General features: G+C 71.0%; 22 protein-coding genes and 1 tRNA gene. 10 read left to right on the top strand and 13 right to left on the bottom strand.

Annotated elements, in window-relative coordinates; genetic code table 11:
• Positions 1–80: 80 nt before the first annotated feature.
• From galT to galK, 3 genes are read left to right on the top strand one after another with little or no spacing between them, the layout of a single operon-like run.
• Positions 81–1,163: a galactose-1-phosphate uridylyltransferase gene (gene galT, locus ACFUPX_RS03135; protein WP_383314955.1), complete on the top strand. Its 1,083-nt coding sequence runs from the start codon at positions 81–83 to the stop codon at positions 1,161–1,163.
• Positions 1,160–2,128 (top strand): UDP-glucose 4-epimerase GalE, encoded by a 969-nt coding sequence (gene galE / locus ACFUPX_RS03130; RefSeq protein WP_383314951.1) that lies wholly within the window; start codon positions 1,160–1,162, stop codon positions 2,126–2,128. The genes galT and galE overlap by 4 nt, the downstream gene beginning before the upstream one ends.
• 22 nt (positions 2,129–2,150) lie before the next feature.
• Complete coding sequence (gene galK, locus ACFUPX_RS03125) at positions 2,151–3,314, top strand: galactokinase (protein WP_383314947.1); 1,164 nt, start codon at positions 2,151–2,153, stop codon at positions 3,312–3,314.
• Between the two features lie 2 nt (positions 3,315–3,316).
• Here galK and ACFUPX_RS03120 read toward each other — a convergent pair whose 3' ends face one another.
• Positions 3,317–3,772 (bottom strand): GNAT family N-acetyltransferase, encoded by a 456-nt coding sequence (locus tag ACFUPX_RS03120; RefSeq protein WP_383314943.1) that lies wholly within the window; start codon positions 3,770–3,772, stop codon positions 3,317–3,319.
• Positions 3,773–4,045: 273 nt separating this feature from the next.
• On the opposite strand from ACFUPX_RS03120, the gene ACFUPX_RS03115 reads away from it, so the two are divergent.
• Complete coding sequence (locus ACFUPX_RS03115) at positions 4,046–4,822, top strand: LuxR C-terminal-related transcriptional regulator (RefSeq protein ID WP_383314939.1); 777 nt, start codon at positions 4,046–4,048, stop codon at positions 4,820–4,822.
• Here the strand turns inward: ACFUPX_RS03115 and tamR are convergent.
• Positions 4,781–5,278 (bottom strand): MarR family transcriptional regulator TamR, encoded by a 498-nt coding sequence (gene tamR / locus ACFUPX_RS03110; RefSeq protein WP_383314935.1) that lies wholly within the window; start codon positions 5,276–5,278, stop codon positions 4,781–4,783. The two genes, ACFUPX_RS03115 and tamR, sit on opposite strands and share 42 nt — an antisense overlap.
• Positions 5,279–5,444: 166 nt before the next feature.
• Between tamR and ACFUPX_RS03105 the strand changes: the two genes are divergently transcribed.
• Both ACFUPX_RS03105 and ACFUPX_RS03100 read left to right on the top strand, forming a co-directional pair.
• A complete protein-coding gene (locus ACFUPX_RS03105) occupies positions 5,445–6,284 on the top strand; it encodes a trans-aconitate 2-methyltransferase (RefSeq protein WP_383314931.1) in 840 nt (279 codons plus the stop codon).
• A 4-nt stretch (positions 6,285–6,288) separates the two neighbouring features.
• Positions 6,289–6,669 (top strand): VOC family protein, encoded by a 381-nt coding sequence (locus ACFUPX_RS03100; RefSeq protein ID WP_383314928.1) that lies wholly within the window; start codon positions 6,289–6,291, stop codon positions 6,667–6,669.
• A 235-nt stretch (positions 6,670–6,904) separates the two neighbouring features.
• Here the strand turns inward: ACFUPX_RS03100 and ACFUPX_RS03095 are convergent, their stop codons facing one another.
• Entirely contained in the window at positions 6,905–7,591 is a 687-nt protein-coding gene (locus tag ACFUPX_RS03095; protein ID WP_383314925.1) for a TetR family transcriptional regulator, read from the bottom strand.
• The gene (locus ACFUPX_RS03090; RefSeq protein WP_383314921.1) at positions 7,588–8,604 is read right to left on the bottom strand and encodes an acyl-CoA desaturase; all 1,017 of its coding nucleotides are present in this window, start codon (positions 8,602–8,604) and stop codon (positions 7,588–7,590) included. Before ACFUPX_RS03090 ends, ACFUPX_RS03095 begins: the two co-directional genes overlap by 4 nt.
• A gap of 303 nt (positions 8,605–8,907) precedes the next feature.
• Between ACFUPX_RS03090 and ppc the strand changes: the two genes are divergently transcribed.
• Positions 8,908–11,640, top strand: coding sequence for a phosphoenolpyruvate carboxylase (ppc, locus tag ACFUPX_RS03085; RefSeq protein ID WP_383314917.1), 2,733 nt, complete (start codon positions 8,908–8,910; stop codon positions 11,638–11,640).
• A gap of 45 nt (positions 11,641–11,685) precedes the next feature.
• Here the strand turns inward: ppc and ACFUPX_RS03080 are convergent, their stop codons facing one another.
• From ACFUPX_RS03080 to ACFUPX_RS03050, 7 genes are all read right to left on the bottom strand, one after another.
• The gene (locus ACFUPX_RS03080; protein ID WP_383314913.1) at positions 11,686–12,159 is read right to left on the bottom strand and encodes a hypothetical protein; all 474 of its coding nucleotides are present in this window, start codon (positions 12,157–12,159) and stop codon (positions 11,686–11,688) included.
• Positions 12,160–12,213: 54 nt separating this feature from the next.
• The gene (pth, locus tag ACFUPX_RS03075; protein ID WP_383314910.1) at positions 12,214–12,816 is read right to left on the bottom strand and encodes an aminoacyl-tRNA hydrolase; all 603 of its coding nucleotides are present in this window, start codon (positions 12,814–12,816) and stop codon (positions 12,214–12,216) included.
• A gap of 108 nt (positions 12,817–12,924) precedes the next feature.
• Complete coding sequence (locus ACFUPX_RS03070; RefSeq protein WP_383314907.1) at positions 12,925–13,515, bottom strand: 50S ribosomal protein L25/general stress protein Ctc; 591 nt, start codon at positions 13,513–13,515, stop codon at positions 12,925–12,927.
• A gap of 219 nt (positions 13,516–13,734) precedes the next feature.
• Positions 13,735–14,712 (bottom strand): ribose-phosphate diphosphokinase, encoded by a 978-nt coding sequence (locus ACFUPX_RS03065; protein ID WP_383314904.1) that lies wholly within the window; start codon positions 14,710–14,712, stop codon positions 13,735–13,737.
• A 119-nt stretch (positions 14,713–14,831) separates the two neighbouring features.
• Entirely contained in the window at positions 14,832–16,289 is a 1,458-nt protein-coding gene (glmU, locus tag ACFUPX_RS03060; RefSeq protein WP_383314901.1) for a bifunctional UDP-N-acetylglucosamine diphosphorylase/glucosamine-1-phosphate N-acetyltransferase GlmU, read from the bottom strand.
• A gap of 117 nt (positions 16,290–16,406) precedes the next feature.
• Positions 16,407–16,478 (bottom strand) — tRNA-Gln (locus ACFUPX_RS03055).
• A gap of 27 nt (positions 16,479–16,505) precedes the next feature.
• On the bottom strand, positions 16,506–17,363 hold the full coding sequence (locus ACFUPX_RS03050) for a hypothetical protein (protein WP_383314898.1): 858 nt from the start codon (positions 17,361–17,363) through the stop codon (positions 16,506–16,508).
• A 167-nt stretch (positions 17,364–17,530) separates the two neighbouring features.
• Between ACFUPX_RS03050 and ACFUPX_RS03045 the strand changes: the two genes are divergently transcribed.
• On the top strand, positions 17,531–18,853 hold the full coding sequence (locus ACFUPX_RS03045) for a sensor histidine kinase (RefSeq protein WP_383314894.1): 1,323 nt from the start codon (positions 17,531–17,533) through the stop codon (positions 18,851–18,853).
• A 3-nt stretch (positions 18,854–18,856) separates the two neighbouring features.
• On the opposite strand, the gene ACFUPX_RS03040 is transcribed toward ACFUPX_RS03045, so the two are convergent.
• Entirely contained in the window at positions 18,857–19,378 is a 522-nt protein-coding gene (locus tag ACFUPX_RS03040) for an SUKH-3 domain-containing protein (protein WP_383314892.1), read from the bottom strand.
• Positions 19,379–19,433: 55 nt separating this feature from the next.
• Positions 19,434–19,991, bottom strand: coding sequence for a YwqJ-related putative deaminase (locus tag ACFUPX_RS03035; RefSeq protein WP_383314888.1), 558 nt, complete (start codon positions 19,989–19,991; stop codon positions 19,434–19,436).
• 326 nt (positions 19,992–20,317) lie between these two features.
• Between ACFUPX_RS03035 and ACFUPX_RS03030 the strand changes: the two genes are divergently transcribed.
• The gene (locus ACFUPX_RS03030) at positions 20,318–21,304 is read left to right on the top strand and encodes an SMI1/KNR4 family protein (RefSeq protein ID WP_383314885.1); all 987 of its coding nucleotides are present in this window, start codon (positions 20,318–20,320) and stop codon (positions 21,302–21,304) included.
• 7 nt (positions 21,305–21,311) lie between these two features.
• Complete coding sequence (locus tag ACFUPX_RS03025) at positions 21,312–24,095, top strand: SUKH-4 family immunity protein (protein ID WP_383314882.1); 2,784 nt, start codon at positions 21,312–21,314, stop codon at positions 24,093–24,095.
• Positions 24,096–24,145 lie beyond the last annotated feature (50 nt).

Raw genomic sequence — 24,145 nt, 5'->3', positions numbered from 1 at the left:
CGGCGCCCTTGACGATGGTGTTGCCTTGTGGTTTGTTGTGTTTGATTATGTTGGGTGGGTGTTGGTGAGGAGCCACGGACGTGAAGAAGACCTCGACCCGTCTCGCAGACGGTCGTGAGCTCATCTACTACGACGCACGTGACGACGCGGTGCGCGACGCCATCGACCGCAGGCCCCTGGACCCCATCTCCACCACGTCGGAGATCCGCAGGGACCCCCTTCTGGGTGACGCGGTCGCCATCGCCTCGCACCGCCAGGGCCGCACCTACCACCCGCCGGCCGACGAGTGCCCGCTCTGCCCCTCCGAGGGCGAGCGGCTGAGCGAGGTCCCCGACTCCTCGTACGACGTGGTGGTCTTCGAGAACCGCTTCCCCTCGCTCGCCGGTGATGCCGGACGGTGCGAGGTCGTCTGCTTCACCTCCGACCACGACTCGTCCTTCGCCGACCTCACGGAGGCGCAGGCGGGGCTCGTCCTGGACGCGTGGACGGACCGGACCGCCGAGCTCTCGCACCTGCCCTCGGTGGAGCAGGTCTTCTGCTTCGAGAACCGCGGCGCCGAGATCGGCGTGACCCTGGGCCACCCGCACGGGCAGATCTACGCCTACCCCTTCGTCACCCCGCGTACGTCCCTGATGCTGAGGTCCCTTGCCGCGCACAAGGCGGCGACGGGCGGGCGCAACCTCTTCGACGACGTCGTGGCCGAGGAGTCGGCGGGTGAGCGCGTCGTCCTGGAGACCGCGCACTGGGTCGCGTTCGTCCCCTACTCCGCGCACTGGCCCTACGAGGTGCACCTCTACCCCAAGCGCCGGGTGCCCGACCTGCTCGGGCTCGACGAAGCGGCGCGCACAGAGTTTCCCCAGGTCTATCTGGAACTGTTGAGGCGCTTCGACCGGATCTTCGGTGAGGGTGGGGCCGAGGGCGAGGCGCTCACTCCGTACATCGCGGCGTGGCACCAGGCGCCCTTCGGCACGATCGAGGGAGCCGAGGGGTACACAGCGGTCAATCGGGACGACTTCGCCCTGCACCTCGAGCTTTTCACCATTCGCCGCACTTCGGGCAAGCTGAAGTTCCTCGCGGGTTCCGAATCCGGCATGAGCGTGTTCATCAACGACGTGCCGCCGGAAGCCGCGGCCCAGCGACTGCGAGAGGTAGCGAGTTCATGAGCGGTAAGTACCTGGTCACCGGCGGGGCGGGCTATGTGGGAAGCGTGGTGGCCCAGCATCTGATCGAGGCCGGGCACGAGGTGACCGTCCTGGACAACCTCTCCACCGGATTCCGCGAGGGCGTCCCGTCCGGCGCGACGTTCGTCGAGGGCGACATCCGCGATGCCGCCAAGTGGCTGGACTCCTCCTTCGACGCCGTGTTGCATTTCGCCGCCTTCTCGCAGGTCGGCGAGTCCGTCGTGAAGCCCGAGAAGTACTGGGACAACAACGTCGGCGGCACGATGGCGCTGCTCGCCGCGATGCGCGACGCGGACGTGCGCAAGCTGGTCTTCTCCTCCACCGCGGCCACGTACGGCGAGCCGGTCAGCAGCCCCATCACCGAGTCGGACCCCACCGCCCCGACCTCCCCGTACGGCGCGTCCAAGCTCGCCGTCGACCACATGATCACCGGAGAGGCCACCGCCCACGGCCTGGGCGCGGTCTCGCTGCGCTACTTCAACGTGGCGGGGGCGTACGGCACGCCTTCAAACGGCATGGTCGGCGAGCGCCACGACCCCGAGTCGCACCTGATCCCGCTGGTCCTCCAGGTGGCCCAGGGCAAGCGCGAGGCCATCTCCGTCTACGGCGGCGACTACCCGACCCCGGACGGCACCTGCGTCCGCGACTACATCCACGTCGCGGACCTGGCGCAGGCGCACCTCCTGGCGGTCGAGGCGGCCACCTCGGGCGAGCACCTGATCTGCAACCTCGGCAACGGCAACGGCTTCTCCGTGCGCGAGGTCATCGAGACCGTCCGCCAGGTCACGGGGCATCCGATCCCCGAGGTCATGGCCCCGCGCCGCGGCGGCGACCCGGCGGTCCTCGTCGCGTCCGCGGCCACCGCGCGCGAGCGCCTCGGCTGGAATCCGACCCGCGCGGACCTTGCGGGCATCGTCGCCGACGCATGGGCTTTCGCCCAGCGTTAACAGGGGTTGAAGGGGTTAACCGATGGACGTAGCGGGGCAGTTCGCCGAGCTGTACGGGTATGAGCCGGACGGGGTCTGGTCGGCGCCGGGCCGGGTCAATCTGATCGGCGAGTACACGGACTTCAACGAGGGCTTCGTCATGCCGCTCGCCCTGCCGCACACCGCGGTGGCGGCGGTGGCGCTCCGCACCGACGGCGTCCTGCGCCTCCACTCGGCGGACATCGACGCACCGGTCGCCGAGCTGCGCGTCGAGGAGCTGACCCCGCTCTCGCTGAGCGCCGGGGCCGGGCAGGGCGGCTGGGCCGCCTACCCGGCGGGCGTGGTGTGGGCGCTGCGGGACGCGGGCCACGCGGTCTCGGGCGGCGCCGACATCCACCTCGCGTCGACCGTGCCGACCGGGGCGGGCCTCTCCTCGTCGGCGGCCCTGGAGGTCGTCACCGCGCTCGCCCTGAACGACCTCTGCGAACTCGGCCTGGACGCACCGCGGTTGGCGGTCCTGGCCCAGCGCGCCGAGAACGCCTTCGTCGGCGTGCCGTGCGGCGTGATGGACCAGATGGCCTCCGCGTGCGCCACCGAGGGCCACGCCCTGCACCTGGACTGCCGGGACCTGACGACACGCCAGGTCCCCTTCGACCTCGCCGCGCACGGCCTGCGGCTGCTCGTCGTCGACACCCGGGTCAAGCACGAGCTGGGCGACGGCGCCTACGCCGAGCGGCGGGCCGGCTGCGAGGAAGGCGCGCGCATACTCGGCGTCTCCCACCTGCGGGACGTGCAGTACGCGCAACTCCCGGCGGCCCTGGCGAAGCTGACGGATGAGAAGATCCGCCGCTACGTACGCCACATCGTCTCCGACGACCACCGGGTGGAGCAGGTCATCGGCCTGCTCGACGCGGGCGAGGTGCGGGCGATCGGGCCCGTCCTGACCGAGGGGCACGCGTCGCTGCGGGACGATCTGCGGATCTCCTGCGCGGAGTTGGACCTGGTCGTCTCCTGCGCCGACACGGCCGGGGCGATCGGCGCGCGCATGACGGGCGGCGGCTTCGGCGGCTCGGCGATCGTCCTCGTGGAGGAGGCGGACGCGGAGCCGGTGACGAAGTCGATCCTGGAGGCGTTCACCGCGGCGGGCTTCACGGCCCCCCGGGTGTTCCCGGCGGTGCCGTCGGCGGGAGCGCGCCGCCTGGCGTGACGTCAGACCAGCTTCTTCGTGAGGGTGAACTCCTTGGCGCCCTGCGGATAATCGGGGATCACCGACACCACCTCGTACCCCTGCCCGCGGTAGAACCCGGGAGCCTGGAAGTCCCAGGTCTCCACCCGGGAGTTGAGGCAGTCCCGCTCCTCCCGGGCGATGCGCTCCGCCTCGGCGAGGAGCCGGGCGCCGAACCCCGCGCCCTGGTGGTTCCCGCTGACCCAGAGGTGGTTCACGTGGAGCCAGCGGCCCCACGTGTGCCCGGCGAGGCCCCCGATCAGGCCTTCCGTGCGCTCCATCAGCCAGACGGCCAGCGGTATTTCACGGTCCTGCGGGGTGCCGCGCAGGGCGCGGATCACGGGAGATGCCGTCGAGTTCGCTTCCTGGAGTCCGGCGAGGAGCAGAGCGAACCGCTCTTTGTCGACTCCTGTCTCAATACGAAACATACGGCTCACCATAAACGCGCTGGCCAGTCAGTTCTGTAAATTACCTTCCGCTCCTGCCGTGCGGCCCTACTCTGAGTGGCAGTGCCGGTGGGGGCCGGCACTGATCAGGGGGCGAGACAGTCGGGTACGACACCCGGCGTGGGGGTAGCAGTCACAGCTCGGCGGCGGCCGTGCGACTGCGACGACCCCCGTTCCGGGTGTCGTACCCGCACCGTACGTCCTCCGACGTTGCTTCGACGGGGGTATCCCCTGCTCTTCGAGGAGAGCCTGGGGGAGGGGGTTTCAGTGGTTCGTATCCGAGTCCTGGTCGTCGACGACCATCGCATCTTCGCCGAGTCGCTCGCAGCGGCACTCGCGGCGGAGCCGGACGTCGACGTATCCGCGGCGGGCAGCGGCCCCGCCGCACTGCGCTGCCTGGAGCGGGGGATAGCCGAGGGGCGCCGGTACGACGTGCTGCTCGTCGACGCCGATCTGGGCGCGTCCGCGAGCTCCGTGCAGGGTGTCCGCCCCGCGCCTTCCGTGCAGGAGGGCAACGCGGACGGCCTGGTGGACGGCATATCCCTGGTGGCCGGGGTCCGTTCGGGCCAGCCTATGGTCCGCACGGTCGTGCTCGCCGAGAAGGACGACCCGCGCCGGGCCGCCCTCGCGCTCCAGGCGGGCGCGTCGGGGTGGGTCGCCAAGGACTGCTCGCTCTCCCGGCTGCTGACGGTCATACGGGGCGTGCTGCGGGAGGAGACCCATCTGCCGCCCGCGCTGCTCACCGGCGTCCTGCGTGAACTGACCGCGGCGCGCAAGCACCGCACGGAATCCGAGCGCCTGGTGGAGTCGCTGACCCCGCGCGAGCGCGAGGTGCTTCGCTGCATGGTGGCGGGCCTGGGCAGGAAGGCCGTGGCCGAGCGCCTCTTCCTCTCCCCGCACACCGTGCGGACGCACATGCAGAACGTGCTGGGGAAGCTGGGCGTCCACTCCACGCTCGCTGCCGTGGCGCTGGCGCGCCGGGCCGGGGTGGGGCCGGTCGACCTAGCCGGGGATGTTGTCGAACGGGGCGGTCAACTGGCGTAGCAGCGCGGCCAGTTCGCCACGCTGTCCGCGGGAGAGCTCGGCGAGGATCGCGCGCTCCTGCTTGAGCAGACCGGCTAGGGCCTGGTCCGCGCGGTCCTGCCCTTCCTCGGTCAGCCGCACGAGCACGCCGCGCCGGTCGCTGGGATCCGGAAGCCGCTCGACGAGGCCCTTCTTCGCGAGCCGGTCGATGCGGTTGGTCATCGTGCCGGACGTCACCAGGGTCTGGGTGAGGAGCTGTCCGGGCGAGAGCTGATACGGCGATCCCGCGCGCCGCAGCGACGTCAGTACGTCGAACTCCCACGGCTCCAGATTGTGCTCGGAGAACGCGAGCCGACGGGCCCTGTCGAGATGCCGGGCCAGCCTGCTGACACGGCTGAGCACCTCGAGTGGTTCCACGTCGAGGTCGGGGCGCTCCCGGCGCCATGCTGCGACCAGACGGTCGACCTCGTCCTCCATGACGATCAGTGTAGGGGGTCTGTCGACATGAAGTCTCTTGACGTCAAGATACTTCGGGGTTCAGGATGGTGATACGGCGTCCGTGGCACCGATACGAAGGCGAATTGCCCGGACTCATCCTTGCCCGGACTCGTTCCTTGTCCAGATCCCCGGAGGAGACCTCCCCATGTCCGTCGCTCCTGGCAGTCCCTCTCCCACCTGGGATCCGGGCCAGTACCTGCGCCACTCCGGCCACCGGGCCCGCCCGTTCGTCGACCTGCTGGCCCGCGTGCCCGAGCTCCCCGCCACCGGTGAGCGCCCGCCGCGCATCGCTGACCTGGGCTGCGGCCCCGGCAACGTCACCCGCCTCCTCGCCGAGCGCTGGCCCACCGCGCACGTCACCGGCTACGACAACTCGCGGGAGATGCTGGACCGGGCCGAGAGCCTCGCGGGCCCCACGGGGCAGGGTGGCCGGCTGGACTTCGCCGCGGCGGACGCGGCGGACTGGGCGCCGGCCGAAGGGGCGTACGACCTGATCCTGTCCAACGCGACGCTCCAATGGGTGCCGGGCCACCCGGACTCCTTCCCCGCCTGGATCGCGGCGCTGGCCCCCGGCGGCACGTTCGCCTTCCAGGTCCCCGGCAACTTCGACGCCCCCAGCCATGTCCTGATGCGCGAGCTGAGCGAGTCGGAGCGGTGGCGCGAGCGGCTCGGCGGGCGGCTGCGGCACGCGGACGCGGTGCTCTCGCCGACGGCCTATCTGGAGCGGCTCGTGGCGCTGGGGTGCGAGGTGGATGCCTGGGAGACGACGTATCTGCACCTCCTGGAGGGGCAGGACCCGGTCCTGGACTGGGTGAAGGGGACGGGCCTGCGTCCGGTCCTCACCGCGCTCGCGGACGACGCGGAGGCGCGGGAGGCGTTCCTGGCGGAGTACCGGGAGCTGCTGCGGAAGGCGTACCCGGCGGGGGCGGGCGGCACGGTCTTTCCCTTCCGCAGGGTGTTCGCGGTGGCCCGGCGGGCGGGGTGAGGCCGTGCTGACCGGCATCGACCACGTCCAGCTGGCCGCCCCGCCGGGGAGCGAGCCGGAGCTGCGGGCCTTCTACGTCGACGTACTCGGCATGACGGAGATCCCCAAGCCGGGAGTGCTGGTCTCGCGGGGCGGGTGCTGGTTCCTTGCGGGGGCGGTGCAGCTTCACCTGGGCATCGAGGTGGACTTCCGCCCGGCGAGGAAGGCGCATCCCGGGCTGCGGGTGCGGGACATCTCCGCGTATGCCCACCGCCTGGCCTCGCGGGGCACCGCCGTCACCTGGGACGACGCCCTGCCGGGGCATCGGCGCTTCTACGCGGAGGATCCGGTGGGCAACCGCCTGGAGTTCCTGGAGCGGGAGCGGGCGCGGGAGCCGGGGTTGTAGCGGCTGCTGCTGGGGCGCTGTGGCTGCGGCGGGAGCTGCGGGTTGCGGCCGCTGCTGCTGGGGCGCTGTCGCCGTCGTCGGCTGCACACTGAACCGCCGCGAAGCGGCGGTCTTGAAGGGCGAAGACGGCTCCGCAGGCCGCCCGCCCCTCCGCCCCGCGGCAAGGCCCGCTCCGGGGGTCTGGGGTCCGGAGCGGTGAGCAGCGGGGGGTGGATGTGTGGCCCAGGCGTCGGCGCTAACTCTTGCGGTGGCCTATCAGGCGCGGCTTCGGTTCCAGGGCGTCCAGGCCGTGCCAGGCGAGGTTCACCAGGTGGGCCGCCACCTCCGCCTTCTTCGGCTTGCGCACGTCCAGCCACCACTGGCCCGTCAGCGCGACCATGCCGACCAGCGCCTGCGCGTACAGCGGGGCGAGCTTCTGGTCGAAGCCCCGCGTCTTGAACTCCTGACCCAGGATGTCCTCCACCTGCGTCGCGATGTCCGAGATCAGCGAAGCGAAGGTGCCCGTCGACTGCGCCACCGGCGAATCGCGGACCAGGATGCGGAAGCCGTCCGTGTACGTCTCGATGTAGTCCAGGAGGGCGAACGCCGCCTGTTCGAGGAGCTCGCGCGGGTGGCCCGCCGTCAGCGCCCCCGTCACACCGTCGAGCAGCGCCCGCATCTCGCGGTCCACCACCACCGCGTACAGCCCCTCCTTCCCGCCGAAGTGCTCGTACACGACGGGCTTGGAGACGCCGGCCTTCGCCGCGATCTCCTCCACCGACGTGCCTTCGAAGCCCTTGGCGGCGAAGAGCGTGCGTCCGATGTCCAGCAACTGCTCCCGGCGCTCGGCACCCGTCATCCGCGTCCGGCGCGTACGCCGGGGCTGCTTCTCTTTGCTGGAGGGGCTGGTGTTGCTGGAGTCGGTCGCCACGTCGTCAATCATGCCGGGCCGACGGTCTGCTGCTTTCGGCGGGCATCGATACGGGACTCCGACGGCCAGCGCACATCCGTCGCCCAGCCCAGCTGCTCGCACCAGCGGATGATCCGCGCCGACGAGTCGACCTGGCCCCTGAGCACACCGTGCCGCGCCGACGTCGGATCGGCGTGGTGGAGGTTGTGCCAGGACTCACCGCAGGACAGGACCGCGAGCCACCACACGTTGCCCGAACGGTCGCGCGATTTGAAGGGACGTTTGCCCACCGCGTGACAGATCGAGTTGATCGACCACGTGACGTGGTGGAGCAGGGCGACCCGGACCAGCGAACCCCAGAAGAACGCCGTGCAGGCGCCCCACCACGACATCGTCACCAGACCGCCCACCAGCGGCGGAATGGCGAGCGAAACGATGGTCCAGAGGAGGAACTGGCGGGAGACCAGCCGGATCGCCGGGTCCTTGATCAGATCCGGTGCGTACTTCTCCTGCGAGGTCTGCTCCTCGTCGAACATCCAGCCGATGTGCGCCCACCACAGGCCCTTCATCAGCGCCGGGACGGTCTCGCCGAAGCGCCACGGGGAGTGCGGGTCACCCTCCGCGTCCGAGAACTTGTGGTGCTTGCGGTGGTCCGCCACCCAGCGGACCAGCGGGCCCTCCACCGCCATCGACCCCGCCACGGCCAGCGCGATCCGCAGCGGACGCTTCGCTTTGAAGGAGCCGTGCGTGAAGTAGCGGTGGAAACCGATCGTGATGCCGTGGCAGCCCAGGTAGTACATGAACACCAGCAGGCCGAGGTCCAGCCAGCTCACCCCCCAGCCCCAGACCAGCGGCACCGCCGCAACCAGGGCCAGGAACGGGACGACGATGAACAGAAGCAGTGTCAGCTGCTCGAGTGAGCGCTTCTGCTCACCGCCGAGCGTCGCGGAGGGGGCGGCGGACGCCGACGTGGAGTCGGCCGTCGTCGATCGCGAAGCGTCTTCGATCACATCGGTGTCGGAGTACGCATCGGAAGATGTGGTCATGGGCACGTCCCCTGTGGGGTCGAGGATTGAGGGTCACGGCGCGAGTGCGGCGGGCGCGCGATCACGGGTACCGCGTTAGCTACGGTCCCGTAACCTACGGCGTCGTAAGTATGGCAGCGCGGAGCCCCGCGGCAAGAGCCGCGAGTCCGTGCCGCGATGTGACACCTATCCTTGGAATCGGAAACGGTCGGACAGCGCGGTCCGCTCTCTATCTCCCCGTGTCCCCGGAATCCGGGTTTTCTATCCGGCCGGGGCACCCCCTCCCAGACCTGACGTGCTTCAACACTGCAAGGAGCCGCACCTGTGAGCAGTGCCGACGACCAGACCACCACAGCCAGCACCGAGCTGCGCGCCGACATCCGCCGCCTCGGCGACCTGCTGGGCGAGACCCTCGTACGTCAGGAGGGCTCGGAGCTCCTCGAACTGGTCGAGAAGGTCCGCCGCCTGACCCGCGAGGACGGCGAGGCCGCCGCCCGCCTGCTCGGTGGCACCGAACTGGAGACCGCGGCCAAGCTGGTCCGCGCCTTCTCCACGTACTTCCACCTGGCCAACGTGACCGAGCAGGTCCACCGCGGGCGCGAGCTGCGCGCCCGCCGCGCCGCCGAGGGCGGGCTCCTCGCCCGCACCGCGGACCGGCTCAAGGACGCGGACCCCGAGCACCTGCGCCAGACCGTGGAGCACCTGAACGTGCGCCCCGTCTTCACCGCGCACCCCACCGAGGCCGCCCGCCGCTCCGTCCTCAACAAGCTGCGCCGCGTCGCCGAGCTCCTGGAGACCCCGGTCATCGAGGCCGACCGGCGCCGTCACGACACCCGCCTCGCCGAGAACATCGACCTGGTGTGGCAGACCGACGAGCTGCGCGTCGTGCGTCCCGAACCCGCGGACGAGGCACGCAACGCCATCTACTACCTGGACGAGCTGCACGCCGGCGCCGTCGGGGACGTACTGGAAGACCTCACCGCAGAGCTGGAGCGCGTCGGCGTCCAGCTCCCCGAGGGCACCCGGCCGCTCACCTTCGGCACCTGGATCGGCGGCGACCGCGACGGCAACCCGAACGTGACGCCCGCCGTCACCTGGGACGTCCTGATCCTCCAGCACGAGCACGGCATCAACGACGCCGTCGCCCTCGTCGACGAGCTGCGCGGCTTCCTCTCCAACTCCATCCGCTACACCGGAGCCACCGAGGAACTGAAGGCCTCCCTCCAGCTCGACCTGGAGCGGCTGCCCGAGATCAGCCCGCGCTACAAGCGGCTCAACGCCGAAGAGCCGTACCGCCTCAAGGCCACCTGCATCCGGCAGAAGCTGGAGAACACCAAGGAGCGCCTCGCCCGCGGCACCGCCCACGAGGACGGGCGCGACTACCTCGGCACCGGTGAGCTCCTGCACGACCTCACCCTCGTCCAGTCGTCGCTGCGCGAGCACAAGGGCGCCCTCTTCGCCGACGGCCGCATGAACCGCACGATCCGTACGCTCGCGGCGTTCGGCCTCCAGCTCGCCACCATGGACGTACGGGAGCACGCCGACGCCCACCACCACGCGCTCGGCCAGCTCTTCGACCGCCTGGGCGAGGAGTCCTGGCGCTACGTGGACATGCCGCGCGAATACCGGCAGAAGCTGCTCGCCAAGGAGCTGCGTTCGCGCAGGCCGCTCGGTCCCTCGCCCGCCCCCCTGGACGCCGCCGGCGAGAAGACCCTCGGGGTCTTCCTCACCGTGCGCAAGGCCCTCGAGGTCTTCGGGCCCGAGGTCATCGAGTCGTACATCATCTCGATGTGCCAGGGCGCGGACGACGTCTTCGCCGCGTCCGTCCTGGCCCGCGAGGCAGGCCTCATCGACCTGCACGCAGGCTGGGCGAAGATCGGCATCGTGCCGCTCCTGGAGACGACGGACGAGCTGCGCGCCGCCGACGTCATCCTCGACGAGATGCTCGCCGACCCGTCGTACCGCAAGCTGGTCGCGCTCCGCGGCGACGTCCAGGAAGTCATGCTCGGCTACTCGGACTCCTCCAAGTTCGGCGGCATCACCACCTCCCAGTGGGAGATCCACCGCGCCCAGCGGAGGTTGCGCGATGTTGCGCACCGTTACGGGGTTCGGTTGCGGCTGTTCCACGGCCGTGGCGGCACGGTCGGCCGTGGCGGCGGCCCCTCGCACGACGCGATCCTGGCCCAGCCCTGGGGCACGCTCGAGGGCGAGATCAAGGTGACCGAGCAGGGCGAGGTCATCTCCGACAAGTACCTGGTGCCCTCGCTGGCCAGGGAGAACCTGGAGCTGACGGTCGCGGCGACGCTGCAGGCCTCGGCCCTGCACACGGCTCCCCGGCAGTCGGACGAGGCGCTCGCCCGCTGGGACGCGGCGATGGACGTGGTGAGCGACGCGGCCCACACCGCCTACCGCAAGCTCGTCGAGGACCCGGACCTGCCCTCGTACTTCCTCGCGTCGACGCCGGTGGACCAGCTCGCCGACCTGCACCTGGGCTCGCGTCCCTCGCGCCGCCCCGGCTCGGGCGTCTCGCTCGACGGCCTGCGCGCCATCCCGTGGGTCTTCGGCTGGACCCAGTCGCGGCAGATCGTGCCGGGCTGGTTCGGCGTCGGCTCGGGCCTCAAGGCGCTGCGCGAGGCCGGCCTGGACACCGTGCTCGGCGAGATGCACGAGCACTGGCACTTCTTCCGCAACTTCCTCTCGAACGTCGAGATGACCCTGGCCAAGACCGACCTGCGGATCGCCCGGCACTACGTGGACACGCTCGTCCCCGACGAGCTGAAGCACGTGTTCGACGTGATCGAGGCGGAGCACGCGCTGACGGTGGCGGAGGTCCTGCGCATCACCGGCAGCACGCAACTGCTCGGCTCCCACCCGGAGCTCCAGCAGACGTTCGGCATCCGGGACGCGTACCTGGACCCGATCTCCTACCTCCAGGTCGCACTCCTGAAGCGCCAGCGTGACGCGGCGGCGGCGGGCGAGGAAGCGGATCCGCTCCTTGGCCGCGCACTGCTTCTCACGGTCAACGGCGTGGCGGCGGGCCTGCGCAACACCGGCTGATTCCTACGGGCGGGCGCTCCGGGTTCCGCAGCGCCCGCCCGCGGGTCAGAACGCCAGCGTCACGAACGACGCCGTCAGGAGCGCGCCGCCCGCCAGGGCCAGGGCCCCTGCCGTACGGGGCAGGCGCAGACCACCGGCGACCACCACCGCGGCGAGCAGCAGCGCTCCGCCCAGCGGAAGCCACGCGTGGAGGAAGCCGGGGCCGCCCGTGCGGACGACCTCGGACGTACCGGGCTTCACCGCCACGGGGATCCGCGCCCCCTTCTTCTCCGCGATCGAGCGGTCGATCTCGACCCGGTCGCGCGGCCTGAAGCCGGAGGCCGAGGAGGACGACGAAGGGGCGTACGGACCGACGCAGGTGTCCGACGAGCACCGCGTCACCCGCATCGTGCCCCGCTCACGCTCACCGGAGAGCATCACGTGCTGCGCCGTGCCCCAGGACGCCCAGAACCCCGCGACCAGCAGCAGCACCGCGATCCCGCCCATGGCCGTCCGGCGTACGAGTAGCAGCGCATTCATGGCGGCGATCCTTGGCCATGGCGCTGCGCTCAGTCAACCGCCTGGGGGAGCCGCTCAGGAGTTGTACGAGCTCTGCGCCCGCTCCAGACCCTCGATCACCAGCGCCTCGGCCGCGTCCGCCGCCCGGTCCACGAAGTAGCCCAGCTCCTTGCGCTCCGCCGAGGAGAAGTCCTTGAGGACGAAATCCGCCACCTGCATACGGCCCGGCGGGCGCCCGATCCCGAACCGCACCCGGTGATAGTCCGGGCCCATCGCCTTCGTCATCGACTTCAGACCGTTGTGGCCGTTGTCGCCGCCGCCCAGCTTCAGCCGCAGCGTGCCGTAGTCGATGTCCAGCTCGTCGTGGACCGCCACGATGTTCGCCGTCGGGACCTTGTAGAAATCGCGCAGCGCCGTCACCGGGCCACCCGACACGTTCATGTACGACATCGGCTTCGCCAGGATCACCCGGCGGTTCGCCGGACCCACCGGGCCGATCCGGCCCTCCAGCACCTGCGCCTGCGTACGCCCGCTCCGCTTGAACGAGCCGCCGATCCGCTCCGCGAGCAGATCGGCCACCATGAAGCCCACGTTGTGCCGGTTCATGGCGTACCCAGGGCCTGGATTGCCCAGACCCACGATCAGCCAGGGCGCGCTGGGGTCCGTCGTCATCTGCATGTCTCCTTCATAGCCCAACCGCCGCCCCGCGCACGGAGCGCGGAGCGGCGGTTGGCAGAGTCGAGCTCAGCCGGAACTGGATCGAACCCGGTCGATCGTGGTCGAGGCTCAGGCCTCGGCGGCGGCGTCGGCCTCGCCCTCGGTGGCCTCGGCCTCCTCGGCCTGCGCGGCCAGCACCTGGAGAACGACCACGTCGTCCTCGACGTTCAGCGTCGTGCCGGCGGGCAGCGGGATGTCCTTGGCGAGGATGGTCGCACCGGCCTCGAGACCGGCGATGGAGACGGTCACCGACTCCGGGATGTGCGTGGCCTCGGCCTCGACGGGCAGCGCGTTGAGCACGTGCTCCAGCAGGTTGCCGCCCGGGGCGAGCTCGCCCTCGGTGTGGACGAAGATGTCGACGGTGACCTTCTCGCCCTGACGGACGAGCAGCAGGTCGACGTGCTCGAGGAAGCCCTTGATGGCGTCACGCTGGACGGCCTTCGGGATCGCGAGGTGCTTCTTGCCGTCGATGTCCAGGGCGAGCAGGACGTTGGACGCACGGAGCGCGAGGTGCAGCTCGTGGCCCGGAAGCGTGATGTGCATGGGGTCGCCACCGTGGCCGTAGACGACGGCGGGAACCTTGAGCTCGCGGCGGATGCGGCGGGCAGCGCCCTTGCCGAACTCCGTGCGGGTCTCTGCGGCGAGCTTGACCTCGGACATGTGCACTCCTCGTAAGCGGATCAGGTGTATCGGATGGAGGGAGTCACCCGGCCATACGACTTACTGGCCTGCTTCGAAGAGCGCGTCGATAACGGACCGCCGTACTGCAATGAGTACGGCCTCCCTCGCCGAGCAACTCGGTGAGTCTACCCGGCGGGGGAGGCCGCCTCAAAGTTGATCTATCGATCGGGCCCGCCAGGGCCGGACCCGCCAGACCTGTTAGGCCTGCTCGTCGAAGAGGCTCGTCACCGAACCGTCCTCGAAGACCTCACGCACCGCGTTGGCGATGGTCGGCGCGATCGAGAGCACCGTGATCTTGTCGAGCTCCAGGTCGCCCGGGTCGGGCAGCGTGTCCGTGAACACGAACTCGCTCACCTTGGAGTTCTTCAGACGGTCCGCGGCCGGGCCGGAGAGCACGCCGTGCGTGGCGGTCACGATGACGTCCTCCGCGCCGTGCGCGAACAGGGCGTCGGCGGCGGCGCAGATCGTGCCACCCGTGTCGATCATGTCGTCGACCAGGACGCAGACGCGGCCCTTCACCTCACCCACGACCTCGTGGACGGTGACCTGGTTGGCGACGTCCTTGTCGCGGCGCTTGTGCACGATGGCCAGCGGGGCGCCCAGACGGTCGCACCAGCGGTCGGCGACGCGGACGCGCCCGGCGTCGGGCGAGACCACCGTCAGCTTGTCGCGGTCGACCTTCGCGCCCACGTAGTCCGCGAGGATCGGCAGTGCGAAGAGGTGGTCGACCGGGCCGTCGAAGAAGCCCTGGATCTGGTCCGTGTGCAGGTCGACCGTGAGGATGCGGTGCGCGCCCGCGGTCTTCATCAGGTCGGCGACCATACGGGCCGAGATCGGCTCACGGCCGCGGTGCTTCTTGTCCTGGCGCGCGTAGCCGTAGAACGGCACGATCACGGTGATGGAGCGGGCCGACGCGCGCTTCAGCGCGTCGATCATGATCAACTGCTCCATGATCCACTTGTTGATCGGAGCCGTGTGGCTCTGGATCAAGAAGCAGTCCGCGCCACGAGCCGACTCCTGATAACGCACATAGATCTCGCCGTTGGCGAAATCGAAAGCCTTCGTCGGCACGATGCCGACACCCAGCCTGTGTGCGACCTCCTCGGCCAACTCGGGGTGGGCTCGGCCGGAGAAGAGCATCAACTTCTTCTCGCCGGTCGTCTTGATCCCGGTCACAGCACTTGTCTCCTCAGACGAGTTCTTCCCGCTGCCGAAACCGCGCGTCCCGTGCGCTGAGTCGGCCGAAATGGTGTGCACCTATCACGGTACGCCGTGTCCGACGCACCTGTTTCCGGTCAGCTTCCGCCGCCCGAATTCCTGGACTCCTCGGACGCCGCCTCCGCCGCCCTCGCCGCCGCGCTCCCCGGACGCTTGCGCGCCACCCAACCCTCGATATTCCTTTGCTGGCCACGGGCCACGGCCAGCGAACCGGCCGGAACATCCTTCGTGATGACCGAACCCGCCGCCGTATAAGCGCCGTCCCCGACCGTGACGGGAGCCACAAACATGTTGTCCGAACCGGTCTTGCAGTGCGACCCCACCGTCGTGTGGTGCTTCGCCTCACCGTCGTAATTCACAAACACGCTGGCAGCGCCGATGTTGGTGAAATCACCGATCGTCGCGTCACCCACGTACGAAAGGTGCGGAACCTTCGAGCCCTCGCCGATCGACGCGTTCTTCATCTCCACGTACGTACCCGCCTTGGCCTTCAGGCCGAGCCGGGAACCCGGCCGCAGATACGCGTACGGACCGACGCTCGCCTGCTCCCCGACCTCCGAGTCGTACGCGACCGTGTTGTCCACCCGGGCCCCCGCGCCCACCCTGGTGTTCTTCAGACGGGAGTTGGGCCCCACCTCGCAGCCCGCACCGAGGTGCGTGGCGCCCTGGAGCTGCGTACCGGGGTGCACCAGCGCGTCCTGCTCGTACGTCACCGTCGCGTCGATCCACGTCGACACCGGATCCACGACCGTCACGCCGGCCAGCATGGCCTCGGTCAGCAGCCGGTCGTTCAAGGTGCGGCGGGCCGCGGCCAGTTGTACGCGGTTGTTGATCCCCGCGATCTCCTCGTGATCACCGGTGACGGCGGCGCCCACCCGATGCCCCGCTTCCCGCAGGATCCCCAGAACATCGGTCAGGTACTCCTCGCCCTGACTGTTGTCCGTACGGACCTTGCCGAGCGCCTTCGCCAGCAGCTGGCCGTCGAACGCGAACACCCCGGAGTTGATCTCACGGATCGCGCGCTGCGTCTCGGTGGCGTCCTTGTGCTCCACGATGGCGGTCACCGCGCCGCTCTCGACGTCCCGCACGATGCGGCCGTAGCCGGTCGCGTCCGGGACCTCGGCGGTCAGCACGGTCACGGCGTTGCCGTCGCCCGTGTGCGTGGCGGCCAGCTTCCGCAGGGTCGCGCCGGTCAGCAGCGGGGTGTCGCCGCAGACGACGATGACGGTCCCGTCCACGGCGCCGCCGAGCTCGTCCAGGGCGATGCGGACGGCGTGGCCCGTGCCCTTCTGCTCGCTCTGGTAGGCCGTGCGCACGTCCGGGGCGATCGACCCGAGGTGCGCGACGACCTGCTCACGGGCGAACCCGACGACGGTCACGAGCCGCTCCGGGCTCAGCGCGTACGCGGCTTCGAGCACATGCCCGATGAGGGAACGCCCACAGATCTCATGCAGGACCTTGGGGGTGGCCGACTTCATACGGGTGCCCTCACCCGCTGCGAGGACGACGACGGCTGCCGGGCTGTTGGCGCTCACGGGGGTGCCCTTCGGCTTCGGATGTGCGGGGATTGGACATCCGCAGGATACCGGGGCGATGTGGGCCGGAAATGAGGGCGGGTCCCGACCTTGCGGTCAGGACCCGAACCCGAGAAGCTCCCCCGCCAGGACTTGAACCCGGACAGATGGCACCAAAAGCCACAGTGCTGCCAATTACACCACGGGGGATTAAAGCAACCCGAATCGGACATTCGGTCAGGTTGCCGTTTCGGCACCCAACACTATGCCGTACCAAGCGCCTTCCATGCGACGGTAGAGATCAGCGCTTTGCCTCACGTAGATCACGAGGCACCCGTGGTACCCGTCTCCCGTGTTCCTGCGCGTGGTGCGGGGCTTGTGCTTCTTCAGGGTCGGCTTGCTGAACGCGCGGACGTCGACACCGACGACGTCTGCCCAGTGCCGCTCTGCGGCTGCCACGTCCGCGGCTTCGTGAATGCTGACCCGCAAGGTCAAGCGGTCGGGCTCGACGCCGAGCAGCGCAAGCCAGCGCAGGTGGAGCCGGATCACATTCGGGTCGCTGTTGATGAACTGCAGCGCCTCGGCGCGGCGGTACGGCTTGTCCTTGGACCCTTCGGCCCAGTAGAGGGCCACTCCGGCGATGAACAGCTCGCGGTCCGACAGCCGGCCGATCTCCGCGGCCGCGGCCTGCTTGGTCGCCCGGCGCTCGCGGTCCTGGTCGGCCCGGAGCCGTGCAAGCCCGGCGTTCATGCGTGCGCGCTGCTCCTCGGGCGTGCACTTGGGCTCCGGGTGCGGCAGATCTCGTACCCACAGTGAGACCGAGCTCTTGGAGCAGCCCAGCTCGGCCCGGATCTCGTTGTACGTCCGGCCTTGGCGGCGCAGCTCGCGTGCCCGGTCCCGCAGGTCGTCCTTCGCCCTTGGGCGCTTGGTCCACTCGGCGGGGGGCTCGCCCTGTACGAGGCGGCTCAAGGTCTCCTTGTTGCGCACTCCAAGCTCCGCGGAGATCTGCCGCAGGCTCAGCCCCTCCCGCCGCAAGGCGATCGCTCGTTCCCGCAGGTCCTCGAAGTCGGCGTACTTGCCCGTGATTTCCGTCATGCGGCGACTCTTGTCCGGAATGCGGACGTCCGGTCGGGAATGGCGGGCGGTTCAACAGTTCGAGGGAAAACGGCAGGTTTCGCTTCCCCTCGAACAGCGCGTGCGTTCGATCACTGAGCCGGAAACTCGCCGGAAAAGGAGGGCTTGTCGCCCGTAGGCTGGACGGCATGACCACGACGGGGGAGAACCACAGCGCGGCCGTGACCGGGCCGTGGTGGTGGGAGCGGCGGCGCAGTGCCGTGCTGGATGTGGGGCTCGCGCTGGCGTCGGCGGCGGAGTGCGGAGCCGAAGGGATCACGTTCGCGAGGGACACGGGGGTGCCCACGGGGGTGGGGGTCGCGTTCGGGGTGGTCGCCGGGGCCTCGCTCGTGCTGCGGCGGCGGTGGCCGATCGCCGTGGTGCTCATCTCCATCGCGATCACGCCCGCGCAGATGGGCATCTTCCTGACCGTCGTGGGGCTGTACACGCTGGCCGCGTCCGAACTGCCGCGGCGGATCATCGGTTCGCTCGCCGGGATGTCCTTGCTCGGGACGCTCATCGTGACGCTGGTGCGCACGCGCCAGGACATGGAGCACGGAGAGCTGGGATTCGCGGAGGGGTTCATACCGTTCATCGCGATCACCACGTCCATCGGGCTGACCGCGCCGCCGATTCTGCTCGGGCTGTACGTGGGGGCCCGGCGGCGGCTCATGGAGAGCTTGCGGGAGCGCGCCGACAGCCTGGAGCGGGAGCTGCAGCTCCTTGCCGAGCGGGCCGAGGAGCGGGCCGAGTGGGCGCGCAACGAGGAGCGGACGCGGATCGCGCGGGAGATGCACGACGTGGTCGCGCATCGCGTGAGTCTGATGGTCGTGCATGCCGCCGCCTTGCAGGCCGTTGCCCGCAAGGATCCCGAGAAGGCGGTGAAGAACGCCGCCCTCGTCGGTGACATGGGGCGGCAGGCGCTGACGGAGCTGCGCGAGATGCTCGGCGTGCTGCGGACCGGGGAGAGCAGGCCCGCGGTGGGCGGCCGGCACGGTTCGCAGTCCGACGTGGTGCCGCTGGCCGCCGTGGGGTTCGCCGCCGCGGCGGCGGCCTCGCGTGCGGTGGACGAGGACGGGCCGTGCCTGGAGGAGCTCGAGGAGCTGGTGGGGCAGTCCCGGGCGGCGGGGATGGCGGTGGACCTGTCGGTGGAGGGCGAGACCCGTGCGTACGCGCCGGACGTCGAGCAGACCGCCTACCGGGTGGTCCAGGAGGCGTTGACCAACGTCCACAAGCATGCCGCCGGTGCCAAGACGTATGTGCGGCTCGCGCACCGCGGCGCGGAGATCGCGATGCAGGTGGAGAACGAGCCGCCGCCGGAGGCGGGTTCCGGGGACGCCCGGCTGCCGAGCGGGGGCAACGGCCTGGTGGGCATGAAGGAGCGGGTCACCGCGTTGGGCGGTGTCTTCGTGTCGGGGCCGACGGACGCGGGTGGTTTCCGGGTGTCCGCGGTGCTGCCCGCGGTCGCCTAGGGCTCAGCCCGCCTTCAGGCGCTCGGGCCGGCTGCCCGAGGTCAGCGTGGCGAGGGCCTCGTCGATGTGCGGGCCCAGGAACCAGTCGCCGCTGTGGTCGAGGCTGTAGACCCGCCCTTCGGCGTCGATGGCGAGCAGGGCCTGGGTCTCCGTCTCCTCTCCTATGGGGCAGACCTCGGTGTCCAGGGCCCGGCCGAGGTCGCCGAGGGTGCGGGCCAGGTGGAGGCCGTACAGCGGGTCGAGGTGCACGGAGGCGGGCGCCAGGTGGCGGCCGGGGCCCTGCGGGGTGATGTGCAGTCCGCCGAATTCGGCCCACGCCTCGACGGCGGCGGGAAAGACCGCGTGCTGATGTCCCGCCGGTGAGGTGTGGCGGCGCAGGACGTCGGCCCAGATCTCGGCCTGCTTTATGTCCCAGCGCCCCGGGGTCCAGCCGGCGGCGCGCAGGGCGGCATCGACGGGGACGGGGAAGCGGGGGGACGCGGCGCTCTGCGGGGCGGGGTTCTCGGTGTGCTGTTCCGTGTGCATGGGCGGCCCTCGTTGCGGTTCGCGGTCGGCGGTGTCGGCGGTTCGGTGGTGGGGGTCAGGACTCCGATGACGTGGGGTCCACGATCCGTACGCCGAAGTGCGAGGTGAGGGCGGTGCAGGAGCGGCAGGGGCGGGCGAAGCCGCCGTGCAGGGGGTCGCCGTCCTCGCGGATGCGGCGGGTGGTGAGTTTGGAGTGCTTGAGGGCCTTGCGGGCCTCGCCGTTGGTCATCGGTTTTCGGGCCGCGCGTTTGGAGCGGCTGCCGTCGGCCGCCGTGAGGTGGCGCGAGATGAGGATGGCCTCGGCGCAGCGGCCGGTGAAGCGTTCGCGCTGACCGCTTGTGAGGGTGTCGAGGAAGTCCTGTACGAGTGGGTGCAGAGCGGGAGGTTCCTCGCCGCGGCCCGCGGTGCAGGTGAGCGTCGCGCCGCGGACGGAGAGCGCGGCGGCGACGGTGGGAAGTATGCCGTCGCGGCGCTGTCGCAGCGCGGGCGCGTGTGCGGAGGTGCTGCTCCAGCCGACGCGCGGGTCCCCCGCGCCGGTGTGGTTCTCGGCGGTCGCCGAAGGCGCTGTCGAGGCCGAAGTGTGGCCGGCCGGACCGGTCTGTGCCATGTGCATGGTGGTGCTTCCCTCCCCGCAACTCGCGGTGTGACCGCGTGTGCCACGCCCCCGCGTTGCGGGGACAGCCTGCCAAATGGGGCGGGTGGTGCGGAAGCTGGGGCACCGCGACACGCCTGACGTTCGTCGCACTTTCGTCGCACGGTGACGGTTCGGTGGCTGCTGGTCATGGAACCGGAGGCCCGGTGACCGGTGTCGTCCTTGCGCATAGGCTGTCGACATCCGCAGTCTGCGGAACGCGGGAAGAAGTACGCAGAATCTACGTACGGCGCATCCACGCACAGTGATCCGCAGAACCATTAACAGTGCCGCAGGGGGCAACCGCCATGACGACAGGTCGGCTGGGGCAGCAAGCCGCGCCGCCGAACGCGGCCTACGCCGGGCAGGTCGTGCACTTCCCGGATCCGGTCCGGGCCACGCGCCATCCCAGGGGTGTGCGCGTGGACGAGCACGGCTATCCGGACTTCTCGGCCTACGCGCGTGCGGCCACCGAGATCGCCGAGCCCCCGGAGGGTTTCGGCGTCGACGAACTGCGTCTGACGGACTACGTCTCCGCGAACGCGGCGATGGCCGCGGCGGACCATGACCTGTGGGACACGATTCCGCCGGTGGCGACCCCGCACGGCTGGACCTGGCACCACGTGCCGGGCGGCCGGCGCCTCGAACTCGTCCCGGTGGAGGTGAAGGCGCTCCTGCGGCATCACGGCGGGCTCGCCACGACGCCGGTGGACCAGAACAAGAGGGGCACGCGCCCGCTCCAGGAGACCCGTCCCGCGCATCTCGCGCTGCCGAAGTCGTCGGTGGCGGTGACCGAGCAGGAGATCGTCGGCGCCGAGGAGGAGCTGGGCTACCGGCTGCCCGGTGCCTACCGTTCCTTCCTGAAGGCGGCGGGCGGCTGCGCGCCGGTCGGCACGGCGCTGGACGCGGAGCTCGGCCTCCTGATCGACCAGCCGTTCTTCACGGTGCGGGACGAGGCCGCGGTCAACGACCTGGTGTACGTGAACAAGTGCCTGCGCGACCATCTCACCAAGGACTACTTGGGAGTTGGCTTCGTGCAGGGCGGCATTCTCGCCGTGAAGGTCAAGGGTGACCGGATCGGTTCGGTGTGGTTCTGCGCGTACGACGACGCACGTGACGTCTCGGAGACGGACGGCTGGGCGCCCGCGGAGCGGGTGCAGCGGCTGTTGCTGCCGTGCGGTGACGACTTCGACGCGTTCTTGTCCCGGCTCGCGGGTAATCCGCCGGAGCTGGAGACCGTGGCGAACCTGATGGTGGACGGCGGCTTCGCGCGTGCCGTCCCGGTGGGGGAGTGACTTGTCGATGGTGACCTTCGCGCAGGCGCAGGAGCGCGCCGAGGAGTGGATCAACGGCGATGTGCCCGGATATCAGCACCGTGAGGTGCGGGTGCGGGAGTTCGAGCTCGGCTTCGTGGTGTGGGCGGAGGACCGTGAGAACGGTCCGGTGTCCGACGGCGGCCGTCAGCGGCTCGTCATCGCACGCGACAGCGGCGATGCCTCGCTCTGGCCGGGGCTGCCGGTCGGTGAGGTGATCCGCCGGTACGAAGAGGAGTACGGGGTCGCGGACGCGGCGCCGGAGGATGCGGCCGTGGCTCCGCCGGAGCGGGTCGACCTGAATCAGACGTCGTTCCTGTTGAGCCCTCCTGAGTGGCTCCAGGAGGCGGCGGACAAGTTGGGCATTCCGGATCGCAGGGCCGGCGCCGGCGCTGGCGCGGGTGGCTCGTCAGGGGATGCCGGCGGTTCGGCGCCCGTGGCGCCCGCCGCGTCCGCCGCGTCCGCTGCTCCTGAAGCGCCCGGTGGCGGTACGCCGTGGCCGGCTGCCGGGGCTTCGTCGGGTACGCCCGTCGGGGCCACCCCGTGGGCCGGTACGGACACCAACGCGGACTCCGGCGACGACGACCGTTCGGTGCAGGCGCCCGCGACGGTGTTCGCGCCGCCGCTGGTCGGCGGTGACGATGACGACGCTCCGCCGCGCGGTGTCGCGCCCGAGGCCAAGACCGCGCTGATGCACGGTGGCAGCGGACTTCCGTCGACGACGGTGGCACCCGCGCTCGACGGCTCCACCCCGCCGCCGCCCGCGGGCCCCGGGGTTCCGGACGCGTCCGCGTACGGCTATCCGCAGGGCCCCGGTGCGCAGGCTCCGGGAGCTCCGGTGGCTCCAGCGGCTCCAGCGGCTCCAGCGGCTCCAGCGGCTCCGGGGCCGAATCTGCCTCCGCCGCCCGCCGGTGCCGCGGTGAACATGCCGCCGCCTCCGGGGGTGAACGTGCCGGACCCGTCCGCGTATGGCTACCCGCAGGGGCCTGCTCCCGCCGCGCCCGCCGCTCCCGCCGCGGCCCAGCACTCCGTGCCGCCCGGTGCCGGGGACATCGCGGACGCCGCGACCAGCAAGGCGCAGCCGCCGCGCGCCGCCCGTGGGAGCGGCGCGAGTACGCCGCCTCCGCCCAGCGCTCCGGGGACTCCCGGTGTGGCGCCGGGGAGTACGCCGCCGCCGTCCGGTGCCGGTGCTCCGGGCGCCCCGGCGGGCGGTTACGTCCCGACGCAGATGGTCTCGGCGCTCGGCCCCGACGGACCTCAGCCGCCCGCGACTCCGGGCACGCCGCAGCCGCCCGCTGCTCCGGGTACGCCTCCGGGTGGGGTGCACCATGCGGCGACGATGCTGCCCGATCCGAGCTTGGGTGGTCCTGGTGGGATCAAGCCGCCGGGGGGTCCTGGGGCTCCGCAGCCTCCTGGTCCGCCGGGTGCTCCGGGTGCTCCGCAGCCGCCTGCCGCGCCGGGTGCTCCCGGTACCGGTGGCGGTGGCGTGCACCATGCCGCGACCATGCTGGCCGATCCGAGCTTGGGTGGTCCTGGTGGGATCAAGCCGCCGGGGGGTCCCGGGGCTCCGCAGCCTCCCGGTCCGCCGGGTGCTCCGGGTGCTCCGCAGCCGCCTGCCGCGCCGGGTGCTCCCGGTACCGGCGGCGGTGGCGTGCACCATGCCGCGACCATGCTGGCCGGGCCCGCGGTCGGTGGCCCGGGTGCGCCGATGCCGCCGCAGGGGCCGGGCCTACCCGGCATGCCGCCTCCCCAGCCCCAGCAGGGGCAGCCCTACGGCTACCCGCAGCCGCCCACCGGGCAGCCGACCGTCGGCCCCGGCTACCAGGCCGTACTCCGTTACCGCGCGCAGGACGGCTCCGAGCAGCAGCTCATCCGCCGCTCGGCGCCCGGTACCCCGCACCCGGAGTGGCAGATCCTGCACGAGCTTCGGGGCATGAACGTGCCGCCGCAGCAGGTGCTCGAACTCCACACCGAGCTGGAGTCCTGCGAGCTGCCCGGCGCGTACTGCGCCCGGATGATCCGTGAGACCTGGCCGCAGGCACGGATCACGAGCATCGCCCCGTACGGCAGGGACCACGCGTCCCGGCAGGGGGGCATGCAGCAGCTCATCGCGCACCAGGCCGAGTTGCACCAGGTCGCGGACGGTCCCGCGCGCCCCGCCCCGGTGCGGGCGCCGCTGCCGCAGGTGCAGCCCGCGCCGCCGATTCCGCCGGAGGGTGTGGCGCAGGAGCTGGTGGGCGCGTTCGGGCCCGGCATCTTCCGCTTCGACCAGCGGGCGGTGTCCCGGCAGGGCGTGCCGGACCTCGTGGCGCACACGCTCGTGGTGGCGGGTCTGCCCGTCGACTTCGGCCCGTTCTTCTGGGCGCAGGCCCAGCCGGGACGTCCGGTGCCGACCCTCGCCGAGACCGCGCAGGAGCGCGGGGTGCAGGCGGCGTCGGACGCGGGCTCGTATCTCGTCATGGGCAGTGACTTCGGCCGCGCGATCTGCGTCCAGTACGGGACGGCGAACATCGTGGCCGTGCCCGTGGAGGCGGGGCCGGGCGGTGCGCCGGTGCCGCCGCAGTTCGTGAACACGGGGCTTCCCGAGTTCGCGCGCTGCCTGGCGCTGCTGGGCCGCATGTGGCGGCTTCGCTACGGGCTCAACCAGGAGCAGGCGGGCCGCTGGACCGTCGACTTCCAGGGGCAGCTGGCTGCCCTGGACCCGGCGGCGCTCGCGTCGCCGGAGAGCTGGTGGTCGGTGCTGCTCGAGCAGATGTGGGACGGGCTTCTCTGAAGTACCTCGCCCCTGGGCGTCACACACGACGAGGCGCTCGCCCCCACCGG

The organism is Streptomyces sp. NPDC057302, from assembly GCF_042667685.1.
Lineage (GTDB): Bacteria > Actinomycetota > Actinomycetes > Streptomycetales > Streptomycetaceae > Streptomyces.
The sequence above is the reverse complement of the archived record's forward strand: the minus strand, read 5'-3'. Positions and strand labels throughout refer to the sequence as shown.

Coding starts and splice junctions, on each gene's coding strand:
- ACFUPX_RS03025 (WP_383314882.1), top strand. CDS start 21,312: ATGGTGACCTTCGCGCAGGCGCAGGAGCGCGCCGAGGAGTGGATCAAC.
- ACFUPX_RS03070 (WP_383314907.1), bottom strand. CDS start 13,515: ATGTCCGAGGTCAAGCTCGCCGCAGAGACCCGCACGGAGTTCGGCAAG.
- galK (WP_383314947.1), top strand. CDS start 2,151: ATGGACGTAGCGGGGCAGTTCGCCGAGCTGTACGGGTATGAGCCGGAC.
- ACFUPX_RS03050 (WP_383314898.1), bottom strand. CDS start 17,363: ATGACGGAAATCACGGGCAAGTACGCCGACTTCGAGGACCTGCGGGAA.
- ACFUPX_RS03045 (WP_383314894.1), top strand. CDS start 17,531: ATGACCACGACGGGGGAGAACCACAGCGCGGCCGTGACCGGGCCGTGG.
- galE (WP_383314951.1), top strand. CDS start 1,160: ATGAGCGGTAAGTACCTGGTCACCGGCGGGGCGGGCTATGTGGGAAGC.
- ACFUPX_RS03040 (WP_383314892.1), bottom strand. CDS start 19,378: ATGCACACGGAACAGCACACCGAGAACCCCGCCCCGCAGAGCGCCGCG.
- ACFUPX_RS03105 (WP_383314931.1), top strand. CDS start 5,445: ATGTCCGTCGCTCCTGGCAGTCCCTCTCCCACCTGGGATCCGGGCCAG.
- pth (WP_383314910.1), bottom strand. CDS start 12,816: ATGCAGATGACGACGGACCCCAGCGCGCCCTGGCTGATCGTGGGTCTG.
- ACFUPX_RS03095 (WP_383314925.1), bottom strand. CDS start 7,591: ATGATTGACGACGTGGCGACCGACTCCAGCAACACCAGCCCCTCCAGC.
- ACFUPX_RS03030 (WP_383314885.1), top strand. CDS start 20,318: ATGACGACAGGTCGGCTGGGGCAGCAAGCCGCGCCGCCGAACGCGGCC.
- ACFUPX_RS03035 (WP_383314888.1), bottom strand. CDS start 19,991: ATGCACATGGCACAGACCGGTCCGGCCGGCCACACTTCGGCCTCGACA.
- ACFUPX_RS03090 (WP_383314921.1), bottom strand. CDS start 8,604: ATGACCACATCTTCCGATGCGTACTCCGACACCGATGTGATCGAAGAC.
- ACFUPX_RS03120 (WP_383314943.1), bottom strand. CDS start 3,772: ATGGTGAGCCGTATGTTTCGTATTGAGACAGGAGTCGACAAAGAGCGG.
- tamR (WP_383314935.1), bottom strand. CDS start 5,278: ATGGAGGACGAGGTCGACCGTCTGGTCGCAGCATGGCGCCGGGAGCGC.
- ACFUPX_RS03080 (WP_383314913.1), bottom strand. CDS start 12,159: ATGAATGCGCTGCTACTCGTACGCCGGACGGCCATGGGCGGGATCGCG.